Here is a 15,979-nt window from a genome sequence, read left to right as displayed (position 1 = left end):
CAAAACTTCAACTAATCATTAATTTTTCGACGTGGTTGATCGCTTTCAATTAAAACGTCTGTCGAATGTAGAAATTCTGCAGCAGCGGCTGATTCTTTCACTTTAATTGAGCTTCTTGAAATCATATCAAATTCAAAATCATTTAAAACAACTTTACGAATTGATGATTTATCATAATCTTTAAATTTATATTTTGCATAAATTTTTCTTGCTAAAGCCAAACCATCCAACATCGCTTGATTTGCACCTTGTCCTTTAAACGGACTCATTGGATGAGCCGCATCTCCGATCAATGTAGCGGGTTTATCAAGTTCAGTAAGTTCAGTTTTAAGTACTTCTCGGTCATAAACAGGATACCCCGTAATTAAACTCTCATCTGTAGCAAAAATAATTTCAGGAATCGGAGTGTGCCAATCTGTACGATTGATTGCTTCTTGCTTAAGAAAAGTTGCACCTTTTTTACTCAAAGCAATTGCATCTGATTCATCCATCGGAAAACTCAATTGCCACATCACCGAATCTTGAGAATATGGCATTATATAAATTCGCTCGTTTCCATTTGCAGTCTGAAAAACAGTAGCAGAATCTAACAAATCTGATTTTAAATGTTGTAATTTTTGCAAAGAACAAATGCCCAAAACAACCAAACATCCTAAATATCGTAGTGGTTTATAATCTGAACCTAATAATTGATTTCGAACAACACTGCGAATTCCATCTGCTCCAACAATTAAATCTGCATTAAATTTTTTCGCAACTCCATCTACTAAGAAATGTAACGTATTTCCGATGTTTTTATCTGAATCAAAATCAATCAATTGATGATTCCAATGAATAAACTTTTCATTTTTCAATTGATTCAACAACATCAAACGCAATTCTTGACGCGCAATATGTAAATTTGTTTTTTTAGAAAAATTGACATTTTCTTCAGGAATCCATTTGCGTTTACCCCAAGTTCCTAAAACGTTTCCTGAAATATCGTGAACAATATGACGAGAAGAAACAATTCCATTTTCGAAATGTTCAATTCCAAGTGCTTTTGTAATTTTACTTGCCTGTTGCAGCGTAAGTCCATAGCCTTGAGAACGCGAATTAAAAGAATCATCACGTTCAAAAATTGTAAATGGAATACCTCGATGCAAACAAGCAACTGCTAAAGTAATTCCACCAATTCCAAGACCAATTATAGCAATATGAGGAAATTTCTGAATATCGGGTTTTGGAAATTCGGCGCTTGAAACAATTCCTTTTCCATCGCATTTTGTACACTTTTTAAAAAATGTATTTGAAGATTCAATTTGACTCGCTTTCTTACTGCTTTTTTGCTTTTTTTTTCCGATTCCTAAACATGATTCACAAACAATCCAATGCATCAATTTTTCAATTTAAAGTACAACAAAAATAAAGGAAACTTTTAAATGATTATTCATTATTTGGTTTTTAATCAATTATAAAATCGTAATTCAAAATAGATTTTACTCAAAATTTAATACTTACTTTTGTAAGAATATCGTCAAATTCTACATGAAAAACATGAGTCATAATATTCAAAAAAATAATCAAATAAAGTTTTTTTCTAATTTTAATGAATTGATTGAAACACCTTTCGAAGGAATTATAAATGCACATTGTTGGAATAGAAATTTAATTGGTGATTTTGAAGAAATAGTAAACAAATTAATACTTCATGAAGATATTACAATAATCACGATTGATGATTTAATGAATTTGAATCTTTCAGAAAATGGCGATAAAGCACGAGAAATTATAATTGAAGATTTAAAATTATTGTCAGAATTAGGAGCTTCACCTACTCTTAATTTATTAAAATGTTACGAACGAGATGATACATTAGATTTTATTTCCACAGATGTATATTCATATCACGTTGATTCTTCACCTATTTCAACCGATACTTTTTTATGTACTTATTTTGGAGCTTCAAGTGATATTTTACCAAACGATTCTGTTACTCAAAAAATTTTAATACCAGAAATAAGAAGCAAATTAAAAGAATTACACGACGGTTCCGATGATGAATTTGAATTGTTTCTAGAAGAATTTTATTTCGATTTACACTATCAAGCAAATACAAACGCAGAACCAATCAATTTGGGTTTAGGAAATCTTTGGAGATTGGCTGTTAAAAATCCGCAACAACTTGTTCCGCCTTGTGTACATCGAGCTCCAAAAGAAAACAAAAATGAATTGCGGTTATTATTAATCTGTTAGATTTGTTCTATACACTTTTTTAATTTGATCAAAAAAAAACTAGAATTAGTTGAAATTTTAGTTAATTGGAACAAGAATAAAGCTCTATCCTTTACAGCTATAAGTTGTATACTAAAGTTCTTTATAATCGAATTTAAGAATTCGAAGAAGCATTTGTACTTCTGTTTCCAAAACAATTAAGAATATCATTTTAATATTAAAATTGTATTTTTCATATAACAAAATAACATAAATTAAAAAAGAACACTTATTTTGTTAACAAAAATATTTTTGTTAAATATTTTTATTTATTTTTAAATCAATTTGAAAAATTAGAGAATCAAAACTTTACGCTTTAATTTTTAATATGTAACCTTATTCTATTAAATAATGGTATTAATCCAAGTAGATAAAAAATGAAAAAATATATCCTTACATCCTTAATTGTTCTTTTTTGTTTTCAATCATATGGACAAGTTACAGAAACTTATTGGAAAGCCGAAAGTGTAACTAAAGTTAACAAAACACCCATTAAGGCAGGAATACTAACGGCTTACATGGAAATGATTGAAGAAATGCAACTTCATCTTTCTAAAAAAGACGATTCATTATTTATTTTATATCCATATGAAAAAAAAATGAAAACAAAGGACCTAATATCCTTTTCTAATGTTCGTTACGTTGATGAAAAAAATGAACTTATAGATAGTATTTATGACGTAGATATAAAAAACGATAGTTTGAAAATTAAGTTTCACTTAGGTAATTTAAAAGATGAAAACTGTTATATTTTAACTTTTTCTCCCATCAACAAACAGATTTATTTTCAAAATGTTGAAAATCTAAAATCAAAAAAAAATGAATTATTTGAAATGTTAAAAACAGTTGACTACTCTACATTAGATTTATCCACTCCAAAACCTAAATATTTCAATGATAATATCAACTTAAATATAATAAACCCAGTTCAATTAGCAGAAATGATTTCTGTTAATAATGATGGAATACAAACAGGTTACATGGGTCATTCTTTCAATATTCAAAAAAAAGGTAATTTAAAATATACCGAATTCTATATACAAAGAACAGATAAATTAGATTTTGTAGCGGCAAAAATCGGAAAAATAAATTTCAACAACATTAAACTAATTTATAATGAAATAGATAAAAAGACAGATGCAGTAATTCTTTATCAAATGCAATTAAAGAAACAAGAAATAATTTATCTATTTGAAAGTATTGATTCGAAACTAAGTAATGCAGAAATTAACAAAGAAAATTTAAACAATATGGAAATCACTTGGTCAGATAATGAAAAAATTATAAAAATGATAATTAAAAATTTTTCTGACGATATAAATAATTCAAGTAAAATACTAGCCGATATTAGCAATTCAAAAGAAGAATTAATTATAAAAAAGGAATTGGAAAATTATATTCTTTCAATACAGGAGTTTAAAACAATAATTACTATTGTTTCCAAAGAATTAGCAGAAATTGCAAAGTCAGATGAATTTAAAAGCAAACTTGGAGGAATGCCTTTTACTGTTGATTATAATCACTAATAAAATCCTCAAATAAAAACATTGGGGAAATATTTTTTTTACAAGAAAATAGTATAAAAACAATTTCTTTTGACTTTAGATACACAGATTCAACTCATAGATACTAGTGCATTTATGAATTTAATCTATGTTTTTTTTAGGAAATTCGTAAAACAAAATTAGAAGATATATTATTTTTTTGATACTTTTTTCAATTGGTAAAATATTATAAAATCGATTTAAAAGTAACTAAAAAATAGATAGTCTGATATTATTTTTAAAGAAGACTAATATTTTTCACATAATGTGGATAGACCGACGCAAATATCATTTTAGCTATTTTGGCATCGTGTTCTGGAGTTGTTGTCATAAAAAAGAGTTTATGTAAAAAATGAATCTAAAATTCATAAATTAAACAATAATATATTATTGAAAATTCTAGTTATTTCCGTAAATTTACTAATATCAACTAAAGAATATGAAATCTAACAAAATAAAAAATATAGCTGTTTTAACTTCTGGAGGAGATGCTCCAGGTATGAATGCTGCCATTCGTGCAGTTGTTCGTTCATGTGCATTTTATGAAATCAATTGTATTGGTGTTTTTCGTGGTTTGCAAGGTTTGATAGAAGGTGATTTTAAAGTTCTTGGACCTCGTGATGTTAAATACATTGTAAGTAAAGGCGGAACAATTCTAAAATCTGCTCGTTCAAAAGAATTTATTACTCCCGAAGGTAGAGCAAAAGCTTATGAAAATCTAAAGAAACATGAAATCGATGGATTAATCATAATTGGCGGAGACGGAAGTTTTACGGGCGGTTTAATCTTTAGTAAAGAATTTGATATTCCGGTTATTGGAATTCCTGGTACTATCGATAATGATATTGTAGGAACGAGTCATACTATTGGATTTGATACAGCTTTGAATACTGCTATTGATGCAATTGATAAAATTAGAGATACTGCAACTTCTCATAAACGTTTGTTTTTTGTCGAAGTTATGGGACGTGATGCAGGACATATTGCCTTAAATACTGGAATTGGTGCAGGAGCCGAAGAAATTTTAATTCCTGAAGAAAATATTGGTTTACCAAAACTATTAGAAAAACTTAAACGTAGTAAAGCATCTGGAAAATCTTCTTGTATTGTTGTGGTTTCTGAAGGTGGAAAAATTGGTAAAAATGTTTTTGAATTAAGTGAATACGTCGAAGAAAACCTTCCTGAATACGATGTTCGTGTTTCTGTTTTAGGACATATGCAACGTGGAGGAGCGCCATCTTGTTTTGACCGTGTTTTGGCAAGTCGATTAGGGGTGAAAGCTGTTGAATTATTAATGTTAGGGAAATCTCAATTAATGGTTGGATTAATTAACGACCAAGTGGATACAACTCCATTAGAAAAAGCAATTAAAGGTGAAACATCAGTTGATGAAGAATTAATTAGAATATCAGATATATTATCTATATAAAAATAAAAAAAAATGAAAATGGAAAAAGTAAATATTGGAATTAACGGTTTTGGTCGAATTGGTCGATTATTATTACGTGAATCATTCGAAAGAAATGATATTAAAGTTGTTGCAATTAATGATTTAATGGATGTTGAACAATTGGCTTATCTTTTAAAATATGATTCGGTTCACGGTCAATTTAAAGGAACAATTGAAACAAATAATGGTAATTTAGTTGTAAATGGTAATGAAATTAGAATTACTGCCGAAAAAGATCCTGCGAATTTAAAATGGAACGAAATCAACGCTGAAATTGTTGCTGATTGTACGGGTATTTTTAAAACGATGGATGCAGCTTCAGCTCATATTAAAGCAGGAGCAAAAAAGGTAGTTTTATCTTTCCCTTCAGATGAAGTTCCAATGTTTGTAATGGGCGTAAATCACAACGAAATTACTTCTGAAAATACTGTGGTTTCTAACGCAAGTTGTACTACAAATTGTTTGGCTCCAGTTGCAAAAATTTTGAATGACAATTTCGGAATCGAAGAAGGATTAATGACCACAGTTCACGCTGCTACAGCAACTCAAGCTGTTGTAGATGGTGCGTCTAAAAAGGATTATCGTGGTGGACGTTCTGCTTTAAATAATATCATTCCTTCAAGTACAGGAGCGGCAAAAGCAGTAACAAAAGTGATTCCTTCGTTAAAAGGTAAACTAACGGGAATGTCATTTAGAGTTCCGGTTGCTAATGTTTCTGTTGTTGATTTAACCGTAAAATTAGCTAAACCAACAACCTATCAAAATATAATGGATGTTTTTAGAAAAGCTTCTGAAAATGAATACAAAGGGATTCTTGGTTACACAAATGAACCTGTTGTTTCGCAAGATTTTGTTTCAGATACACATACAGCAATTATTGATGCGGACGCAGGGATTGCACTTAACGAAACTTTCTTTAAAATTGTAGCTTGGTATGATAATGAATACGGATATTCTGCTAAACTTTTAGATTTAATTGTACACTTAAAATCGGTAAAATAAACCTATTTTTGTGTGAAATAATCAAGTTTAAAATATGAAATTAATTGTTGATAGCGGTTCAACTAAATCGGATTGGATTTTATTTGATTCTGATGGTATTTTTGTCAAAACCTTTGCAACTTTAGGATTAAATCCAGAAGTAGTTTCTGAAGATGAGATTTTGAAACGATTAAATATTTCTGAAGATTTAATGGTTTTGCAAACTAAAGTTGAGGAAGTTCATTTTTATGGTTCGGGTTGTGGAACACCTCGTTCTAAAGAAATGATGCGAATTGCTTTGGGAAAGTTTTTTATAGCTACCAATAGTTTTGTAGTAAAAGAAGATACGTATGCAGCTGTTTTTGCTACTTGTAAGGAAAACGAACAGGCAATAGTTTGTATAAATGGAACGGGTTCTAATTGCAGTTATTTCAACGGTAAAGAGGTTATTCAGGCTATTGATTCATTAGGTTATTTGGCTATGGATGATTGTGGTGGCGTGCAATTTGGACGTGAAATGATTCGTGCTTATTTTTTTAAAACAATGCCTGAAGATTTACGTTTAAAATTTGCTGCTTCGTACGATTTAAATTCTGATACGATAAAAAATCGTTTCTATAAAACAGAAAATCCGAATGCTTATTTGGCTTCGTTTTTACCTTTTTTAGTCGAAAATAAGAATGAACCTTTTTTTTGTGAATTGATTGATAATCAAATTTTATTTTTTGTAAATAATTATATCAAACAGTTTGAAAATTTTGCTGAAGTTCCAGTTCATTTTGTAGGTTCAGTAGCATTTTTATTTCAAGATAATTTTGAGAAAATTTTAAAACAAAATGGTTTGATAGCTGGTAAGTTTTATCAGAAACCTTTAGATGGATTAATAAATTTCTATAAATAAGAAAAAAGTTCAGATAAAAATCTGAACTTTTTTTATGTAAAAAATACGGTTAAACTGTAAATTAATAATCCCACAATACCGCCTACTAATGTTCCGTTAATTCGAATAAATTGTAAATCTTTCCCGACTTCCAATTCCAATTTATCGCTCATTTCTTTTCCGTCCCAGTCTTTTACTGTTTTTGAAATGATATTTCCGATTTCATTACTATTTCTCAAAGCTAGTTTATAAATGAATTTATGAACTGTTTTATTGATTTTAGCTTTTGTACTTTCGTTTTCAACAAGGTTTTGACGTATTTCTTTTAAATATTTTTCAATATATTGATTCAAAGCTGAATTTTCATCTTCTAAATTAGAAACTAAATTTGATTTTGTATTCTCCCAAAGTTTTGAAGCATAATCTTGAAGTTTTTCATCAGTTATAAATTCTTCTTTTAAATTATCGAAACGCGATTTCCAGTTTTCATCTGTTTTAATAGATTCACATATTTCGTATAATTTAGTTGTTATTTCATTTCTGATATTATGATTGCCATTATTTTGAATATCATCAAGGAAAGAAATAATTCCAGAAATTAATTGATTTGTAATTGCTTTTCCACCAATCAAGCCTAATATTGGATTCTTTTCGACAACTTTGTCATAAATAGCTTCTTTATTATTTTCTACATAAAGTTTCGCTTGTGGAATAAGTAATGAAATCAGACGTTGATGTTCATTGTTTTCAACTGCGTAAAAAAGTCCTTTAGAAACCAATTCTTGAAGGTTTAAATCATTTAAAATGTCTTTTCCTTTTGATGAAATTATTAGAATAACTTCTTTATCATCAATTTTTAAAAGAATACTCTTTAGAACTTTTCTAATTTCAACTGTTGTTTTATTAAATTTTTTTTCATTTGAAATCCAATTTACAATAAAACCGCTCAAATCAATTTTGGTAACATACGGACGAATAGTTGCTTGGTTTAAAAAATTTTCACTTACAAAGCTTCCTAAATTTTCACCAAGAGCATCTTTATTATTATTAATTAAATTGGTATGCGGAATTTTTATTCCTAACGGATATTTAAATAGGGCAGTGACCGCAAACCAATCTGCTAATGCTCCGACCATTCCAGCTTCTGAAAAAGCTTTTACATAATTCATCCAAGATTGATGATTGTGTTTGGAGAGTAGCAACATTAAAACATAAACAATCGCCATTAAAACAAATAAACCTGTAGCAATTAATTTGTGCTTTTTTAATTGTTGTTTTTTTATGTTCATTCGTAAAAGTATTTTTATAAATCTACGAAAATCAAATTGGATTTGTTTTAAATATTTATTGAAAAATTTTGTTGAATTTTTAATTTTTTTGAGAATTAAAAAGTCATTTTTTATTTATATTTTTAAAATTAATCTCATAACTAATTCTATTTTTTTTTGTATTTTTTTAGTTATTAAAAATTATTAGGTGTTTTATTTTTAAATTGTTCTTCATAAATATAATTAAACTTTTTGTTTATATAATTAGTTTTAAACAATTGAAAATATAATATTTAAACTTTGTGTATAGATTTTGTTTATGATTGTTTTTAGTTAATAAATTTAGTGTATTCTATTTTATAATTGATGTTTTTTTTGCTTTTTTAAATTTAAGTTATATTGAAAAAATTTTTATTATTATAAAATGGAATTTCAATGTAGTTTGTTATAAAATTATAAATAAAGCAATCAAAAAATTAACTTTTGTATTATTCAACATTTCGAGACATGAAGTTCAAAATCATCAATTAAAAAAGTTGAGGACTAAAAAAATTTCAGCGAGTTGTATTTAGTATTAAATCCTATCATTTTGTAGTGACTCAAAAAAGTTAGACACTTTGGAGCATGTTTTCAACATCGAATCTACTACTGTATAATTTATGCTTTTTTAATCATTTAAATAATGTATCGCTATTTCAGGACTAACCAATCGGACGATAGTTTTCAAATATGTATTTTATATATTAGTTTTTCAACAGTTTCTTTTTAGTCCGTTTTAGAATTCTATAATTAGTAACTTGAATTTTTATAAAATAAAAAAGAAAGTGATGTATTACACTTTCTTATTATGCTTAAGAGTTAGGTTAAGCTCCAATTTAAAAACAACTTTTTTTCTTTTCTAACTTTTCTTTTTTTTAACTCAGAATTTTTTTTATTTTCTTTTGTTGATACAAATAACTTACTATTTTGAATTGTATAGAATCCCTGATTTCAGCTAATTTTGCATATCCAAACTATCCATTTTTAAAATAAAAGGAAGTGCTTTTTTGCACTTCCTTTTAGTAAATTAGAGTTTATTTAAGTCTCAATTAAATTAACAATTACTATCTTTTTTTTAAATTACAAAGAATAACTCTGTAGTTATTATTAAGTCACTACAAAATTATTTTAAAAAAGTGAATTTTATTTCACTGAAATCAGCTATTTTTTTTGTGCCTGTGCAAATTACTTGAAGATGAAAATTTATTATCGAATCTAGATGATGTTTTAAAAAAATTCACTGAGTGAACTTAAAATAAACAAATTAGACGGAATCCTTGCTAAAATAAGAACATCCATAAAATGAGTTTTAATATGCCTTATAATTGTACCTTCGCATATTAAGCTGGTTTTCCTTTTTATAAACATCATTTAAGAAAAAATTGAATTTAAATATTAAAACGATGATAACAATATATCACAATCCACGTTGTAGCAAATCTAGAGAAGGTCTTTGCTTTTTAGAAGAAAAAAATATTCCACACAGTGTTGTAAAATATTTAGATGCAGGCTTAACTCCAGAAGAACTATCTAAAATCATTAAAATATTGAACATTTCTCCTATCGAATTAGTTCGAACTAAAGAAGAAATTTGGAAAGAGAATTATAAAGACAAAACACTTTCTGACGAAGAAATTATTAAGATAATGTCTGAAAATCCAAAATTAATTGAAAGACCAATCGTTATAAATGAGAATCAAGGAGTTATCGCTCGTCCGTTTTCTAGAATAAATGACATTATTTAATCTAAAAGCAACAGCTCTTTAACAAAACATTATCAATAAAACTCAATTGTTTTAGTATTTTTGCTACAAATTATAAAAAATTCATTTGATGAAATCAACACGGTTTTTAACAGTAGTTGCGTCACTTTCTTTTAGTTCATTAATGTGGGCACAAACGCCTTCTAATGAAATATTTATAAAAGGATCTGTAGTCGAAGCTTCTACTAACCAACCTCTAGAATATGCTAATATCACATTGATTAGCACTACAAATCCTGAAATCATTACAGGTGATGTAACCGATACAACAGGTAATTTCAATATTCCAACAATTGCAGGAACTTACAACATTCGTGTTGAATATTTAGGATATAAAACAATTGAAATTTCTAATAAAGAAATTACAGAAAATGCAGATTTAGGTGTTTTTAAAATTGAAAGTGATTCTGAGCTTTTAGAAGGAATTGTTGTTCAAGCTAAAAAAGCTGAAGTTGAAATAAAACTTGACAAACGTATCTATAACGTTGGCGACAATGCAATCGTAAGAGGTGGTAATGCTAGCGATGTTCTTGACAACATACCTTCTGTAGAAGTTGATTCTGACGGAAATGTAAGTTTGAGAGGAAACGAATCTGTTAAAGTTTTAATTGACGGTAAACCATCTGGATTAGCTTCAAATGTTGGAGATGCATTGAAGATGTTGTCATCAGAATCAATTGAACGTGTTGAAGTGATCACAAATCCATCTGCTCGATATGAAGCAGAAGGTGGAGCTGGAATCATTAACATCATCTTAAAAAAAGGAAGTAACAACGGAACAAACGGAAGTGTTTCTGCAAATATTGGTGATCCATTAAGTTATGGACTAAATGCAAACGTAAATCACCGCATGAAAAGTGTGAATTTATTTGCTAATTTAGGATATAGTAAAAATAAAACATTTGGTAATTCACTTAATGATTCAGAATATTTTAACGAAGACGGAACTACTTCTCAATACGTTAATGAACAATCAAAAAACACTAGAGACAGACATGGTTTTAATGGTAACATTGGTGTTGAATGGAATATTACGGATAAATTTACTTGGAATAACGGAGTAACATTTCGTAAAAACAAAGGTGATAATCCTAGAACTTTAAACTATTCTAAGTTTGATGAAAATTATAATTTACTTTATAAAAACACCCGATTAACCGAAGAAGACGACCAAAAAGAAACAGCAGAATACAACACTGATTTTACTTATAAATTTAACGACAAAGGACATCAATTATTTGTATCGGGAAGTATAAGTAAAAATACAGATTTAGAAAATTCTGATATTTCAACTATAGACCAAACCTTAGATATCTTATCTAAAGAAGTTACTCGCGCGACAGAAGATGAACAAAGATTGATTGCTCGTGCTGATTATATTTTACCACTAGGAGAAGGAAGCCAATTTGAAGCAGGATATCTAGGTAATTTCAACGAATTAAATACAACTTTTAATTTAGATACAGATATTGTTCAAGGAATTCCTTCTGACAGTAATCTTGAATATAAAGAACGTCTAAATGCACTTTATGCTCAATACGGAAATAAAGTAGATAAATTCAGTTATATGGTTGGCTTACGTTGGGAAAACACTCAAATAGACGTAAATCAATTAGTAACTCAAGATTTTAACAAGAAAAAATACAGCAACTTTTTCCCTAGTTTATTTTTAAGTTATGAATTTATTGAAGGAGAAAACATTACGGCTAGTTATAGCAGAAGAGTTAGGAGACCGAGAGGTCGAATGTTAAATCCGATTTCTAATTATTCTAGTTCAATAAACTTTTTTCAAGGTAACCCAGATTTAAATCCTTCTTTCACTGATGCATTTGATCTTGGGTATATGAAACGTTTTAGTCATCAATTAACTTTAAATACTTCTGCATATTTTAATAAAACTAATGATGCTACTCAATATGTAAGAAGAGTTAATGGAGTTAATGATGAAGGAATTCCAATAACGATAAGTGGTCCGATCAATTTAGCAACAGAATACAGATACGGTTTAGAAATAAATTTAAATTATGTTCCTTTTGCATGGTGGAGATTAAATGCAAATGCAAATCTATTCCAAGTTGCTACAAGAGGAAATTATCAATACTTCGATGAAAATTTAAATCAAGTTGTTAATCAAAATTTTGACAATGATACCTTTACTTGGTCTGGTAGATTAAGTTCAAAAATAACTTTGCCTGGTAAAGTTGATTGGCAAACAAACGTGATGTATAGCGGACCACAAGCAACAGCTCAAGGTAAACGTTTAGGAAATGTTGGTGTCAATCTTGCATTTAGCAAAGATGTACTTAAAGATAAAGGAACAGTTACATTAAATGTACAAGATTTATTCAACTCTAGAAAACATATGATGGATATCGATTTACCACAAGCAAGATCGTATTCTGAAATGCAATGGAGAGAAAGAACTATAAATTTAGCATTTACGTATCGTTTTAATCAATCTGCAAGTGATCGAATGAAAAATCAAAAAAGACAAAATTCTTCAGAAGATATGGAAGAAATGATGTAATATTTTAAAAGCTTAGTTTTCACTAAGCTTTTTTCTTTATACAAAAAAACGTTCAGCTTTCACTGAACGTTTTTTAATATTATCAAATACTAAATTAGTATCTATTAACTTCGTTTTGAGCATCTCTAATCATATCTTCATTAGCAACAATACTAAATTCAACACGACGGTTTTTAGCTCTTCCTGCTGCTGTATCATTAGATGCAATCGGATCCGCCATTCCCATACCTTCAGTAGTTAAACGCTTCGTTCCGATTCCTTTACTTACTAAATATGCTTTAACAGCATTTGCTCTACTACGAGATAATTTAACGTTGTATTCTTCTTTACCTACATTGTCTGTGTATCCGTAAATCATCAATCTTGTATCTGGATTAGCGATAAAAACTTTAGCCAATTTATCTAAATTTGCTTTTGCTTTATCAGTTAAATCAGATTTGTCAAATTCAAAATTAACTGTACTTTCACCTAAAGTAACTTTGATACCTTCACCTACTCTTTCAACTTCAACACCTGGTAAAGTATTTTGAATTTCCTGAGCTTGTTGGTCCATTTTCTTACCAATAACTCCACCAACGGTTCCACCAACAACTCCACCTAAAACAGCTCCTAAAGCACTGTTGTTTTTACTTCCAACATTGTTACCCAAAACACCACCTAAGATTGCACCTGCAGCGGCACCTGCAGCGGCACCTCTTTGTGTATTGTTAGAATTTTTAACTGTATTACAACTAGTTAAAAAAGTTCCGCTAATTAAAGCACCTAATAACAAGTAAGTATTAAATTTTCTCATGATATCTAATTTCTATTATTATTAATTTTTCTCAAATTTATAAACCACTTTTGTTCCAGTAGAATCATCCACTAACTCAAATGAATTCGCAGATTGATTAACCATACTCAATTTGTAACCACTAGTAATGTGTTTTGCTTTTTCATTTCCAACAAATTTCATATTAAATGATTGATCTGTTCCAATGGTCCAAACTATGTTTGAAGAAAAAGTAGGACAATCTCCAGCATGATCCAAAGTTACTGTTCCTGTACTATTGTTTGGAACAAATTTCCACTGACTTCCTTCAAAACACTTTGCATCAGCAACATGAAAAGAAGTTACTTTAAAACCTTTAGGATATGAAACATTTGTTAATGTCCATTCACCTTTTAAACCAATTTGTGATTTAACATCGTTTGTTGGTTTACACGCCACAAAAGATAACGCAATTAAACCAATTCCTAAAATTTTTCTCATAATATTTAATTTACTATTGCAAAAATAGCAAATAATGTGCCTTGATGATACATTTTTATAAAAAAAGAAAAAACATTTTTCTGACACTTTGTCACAACGCAAACAATTGGTACTCTCTTTGAATCATTTGAAGAATAAAATTAAAATAATCATATTAAAATACAAATAAAAATGACTTCAGGTAAAATAAATGTAACGGTAGAGAATATTTTCCCGTTAATTAAAAAGTTTTTGTACAGTGATCACGAAATTTTCTTGCGTGAATTAGTTTCTAATGCAACAGATGCAACTTTGAAATTAAAGCATTTATGTTCAATCGGAGAAACAAATGTTGAATTTGGTAATCCTAAAATTGAAGTTCGAATTGATAAGGAAAATAAAAAACTTCATATCATTGATCAAGGTTTAGGAATGACTGCTGATGAGGTTGAAAAATACATCAACCAAGTTGCGTTTTCTGGTGCTGAAGAATTCTTAGAAAAATATAAAGATTCTGCCAAAGATTCAGGAATCATCGGACATTTTGGTTTAGGATTTTATTCTGCTTTTATGGTTGCAGATAAAGTTGAAATCATCACTAAATCTTACAAAGATGAACCAGCTGTTCATTGGACTTGCGATGGTTCTCCCGAATTTACTTTAGAAAAAGCTGATAAAACAGATCGTGGAACTGAGATTATTTTAAATATCGCTGAAGATTCTTTAGAGTTCTTAGAAGAATATAAAATCAATGAATTGTTAACTAAATACAACAAATTCATGCCTGTGCCAATCAAATTCGGAACTAAAACTGAAGGCGAAGGAGATGATAAAGTTGAAGTTGATAACATCATTAACAACCCTAATCCGGCTTGGACAAAACAACCTTCTGAATTAACAGATGAAGATTACAAAAAGTTCTATCACGAATTGTATCCAATGCAATTTGAAGAGCCTTTATTCAACATTCATTTGAATGTAGATTATCCGTTTAATTTAACTGGTATTTTATATTTCCCTAAATTATCTGCTGATTTACAACTTCAGAAAGATAAAATTCAATTATACCAAAACCAAGTTTTTGTAACGGATAATGTAGAAGGTATTGTACCAGAATTCTTAACGATGTTAAAAGGTGTAATCGATTCGCCAGATATTCCATTAAACGTTTCGCGTTCTTATTTACAAGCTGATGGAAATGTAAAGAAAATTTCGAATTACATTACAAGAAAAGTTGCTGATAAATTGAAATCGTTATTCAACGAAAATCGTGAAGATTTTGAACAAAAATGGAATGACATTAAAATGGTCTTAGAATATGGAATGCTTTCTGAACCTAAATTCTATGAAAAAGCAGGAAGTTTTGTTTTATATCCAACAACTGATGATAAATTCTACACTTTGGAAGAATTAAAAGAAGCGTTGAAAGATAAACAAACCGATAAAGACGGAAAATTAGTTGTTCTTTACACTTCTAATAAAGAAGCACAACACAGTTATATCGAACAAGCAAAAGCAAAAGGTTATGAAGTGGTTCTTTTAGATTCGCCGATTGTTTCTCACTTAATTCAGAAGTTAGAAATGGATAACGAAAACTTAACTTTTGCTCGTGTTGATGCTGATTTTATTGATAATTTAATTAAGAAAGATGACAACACTATTTCTAAATTATCAGAAGAAGAACAAACAAAATTAAAAGAAACTTTAGAGAACATTGTTCCAAAACAAACCTATACGATACAGACTGAAGCATTAGATAGTAATGCAGCGCCGTTTATGATTACGCAACCTGAATTTATGCGTAGAATGAAAGAAATGCAAGCAGCTGGTGGTGGTAATATGTTTGGTAACTTCCCAGAAATGTACAATTTAGTTGTAAACACAAATAGTGAATTAGCAACTTCAATTTTACAAACAGAAGGCGAAAAACAAACTGCTTTAATCAACCAAGCGTTAGATTTAGCAAAGCTTTCTCAAGGATTATTAAAAGGTGAAGCTTTGACAGCTTTTATTAAGCGTAATTTTGAGAATATTAAATAAGAA

12 protein-coding genes are annotated in these 15,979 nt (G+C 28.8%); 8 read left to right on the top strand and 4 right to left on the bottom strand.

Annotated features, from left to right (window positions below; all coding sequences use genetic code 11):
• Window positions 1-11: 11 nt before the first annotated feature.
• On the bottom strand, window positions 12-1,376 hold the full coding sequence (locus EG240_RS06685; RefSeq protein ID WP_125018625.1) for an FAD-dependent monooxygenase: 1,365 nt from the start codon (window positions 1,374-1,376) through the stop codon (window positions 12-14).
• Window positions 1,377-1,536: 160 nt separating this feature from the next.
• On the opposite strand from EG240_RS06685, the gene EG240_RS06680 reads away from it, so the two are divergent.
• From EG240_RS06680 to EG240_RS06655, 5 genes are all read left to right on the top strand, one after another.
• Entirely contained in the window at window positions 1,537-2,235 is a 699-nt protein-coding gene (locus EG240_RS06680; protein ID WP_125018624.1) for a DUF1826 domain-containing protein, read from the top strand.
• Window positions 2,236-2,630: 395 nt separating this feature from the next.
• A complete protein-coding gene (locus tag EG240_RS06675; protein ID WP_125018623.1) occupies window positions 2,631-3,779 on the top strand; it encodes a hypothetical protein in 1,149 nt (382 codons plus the stop codon).
• A 457-nt stretch (window positions 3,780-4,236) separates the two neighbouring features.
• A complete protein-coding gene (gene pfkA / locus EG240_RS06665) occupies window positions 4,237-5,226 on the top strand; it encodes a 6-phosphofructokinase (RefSeq protein WP_125018622.1) in 990 nt (329 codons plus the stop codon).
• 18 nt (window positions 5,227-5,244) lie between these two features.
• Window positions 5,245-6,249, top strand: coding sequence for a type I glyceraldehyde-3-phosphate dehydrogenase (gene gap / locus EG240_RS06660; RefSeq protein WP_125018621.1), 1,005 nt, complete (start codon window positions 5,245-5,247; stop codon window positions 6,247-6,249).
• Window positions 6,250-6,283: 34 nt separating this feature from the next.
• Window positions 6,284-7,129, top strand: coding sequence for an N-acetylglucosamine kinase (locus tag EG240_RS06655; RefSeq protein WP_125018620.1), 846 nt, complete (start codon window positions 6,284-6,286; stop codon window positions 7,127-7,129).
• Between the two features lie 32 nt (window positions 7,130-7,161).
• Here EG240_RS06655 and EG240_RS06650 read toward each other — a convergent pair whose 3' ends face one another.
• Window positions 7,162-8,397, bottom strand: a complete 1,236-nt coding sequence (locus EG240_RS06650) for a DUF445 domain-containing protein (RefSeq protein WP_125018619.1) — start codon at window positions 8,395-8,397, stop codon at window positions 7,162-7,164.
• 1,421 nt (window positions 8,398-9,818) lie between these two features.
• On the opposite strand from EG240_RS06650, the gene arsC reads away from it, so the two are divergent.
• Both arsC and EG240_RS06640 read left to right on the top strand, forming a co-directional pair.
• Window positions 9,819-10,160, top strand: coding sequence for an arsenate reductase (glutaredoxin) (arsC, locus tag EG240_RS06645; RefSeq protein WP_125018618.1), 342 nt, complete (start codon window positions 9,819-9,821; stop codon window positions 10,158-10,160).
• Between the two features lie 88 nt (window positions 10,161-10,248).
• Window positions 10,249-12,705 carry a TonB-dependent receptor domain-containing protein gene (locus tag EG240_RS06640; protein ID WP_235830340.1) on the top strand — a complete coding sequence of 819 codons (2,457 nt, stop codon included), beginning with the start codon at window positions 10,249-10,251 and terminating at the stop codon, window positions 12,703-12,705.
• Window positions 12,706-12,799: 94 nt separating this feature from the next.
• Here the strand turns inward: EG240_RS06640 and EG240_RS06635 are convergent, their stop codons facing one another.
• Complete coding sequence (locus EG240_RS06635) at window positions 12,800-13,498, bottom strand: OmpA family protein (RefSeq protein WP_125018616.1); 699 nt, start codon at window positions 13,496-13,498, stop codon at window positions 12,800-12,802.
• A 21-nt stretch (window positions 13,499-13,519) separates the two neighbouring features.
• Window positions 13,520-13,957 carry a lipocalin family protein gene (locus EG240_RS06630; protein WP_125018615.1) on the bottom strand — a complete coding sequence of 146 codons (438 nt, stop codon included), beginning with the start codon at window positions 13,955-13,957 and terminating at the stop codon, window positions 13,520-13,522.
• Window positions 13,958-14,128: 171 nt separating this feature from the next.
• Between EG240_RS06630 and htpG the strand changes: the two genes are divergently transcribed.
• The gene (gene htpG / locus EG240_RS06625; RefSeq protein ID WP_125018614.1) at window positions 14,129-15,976 is read left to right on the top strand and encodes a molecular chaperone HtpG; all 1,848 of its coding nucleotides are present in this window, start codon (window positions 14,129-14,131) and stop codon (window positions 15,974-15,976) included.
• Window positions 15,977-15,979: the final 3 nt, after the last annotated feature.

Origin of the sequence: Paenimyroides tangerinum, from assembly GCF_003865405.1 — a bacterium.
Taxonomy (GTDB): domain Bacteria; phylum Bacteroidota; class Bacteroidia; order Flavobacteriales; family Flavobacteriaceae; genus Flavobacterium; species Flavobacterium tangerinum.
This window is presented reverse-complemented; position numbering and strand designations above follow the sequence as displayed.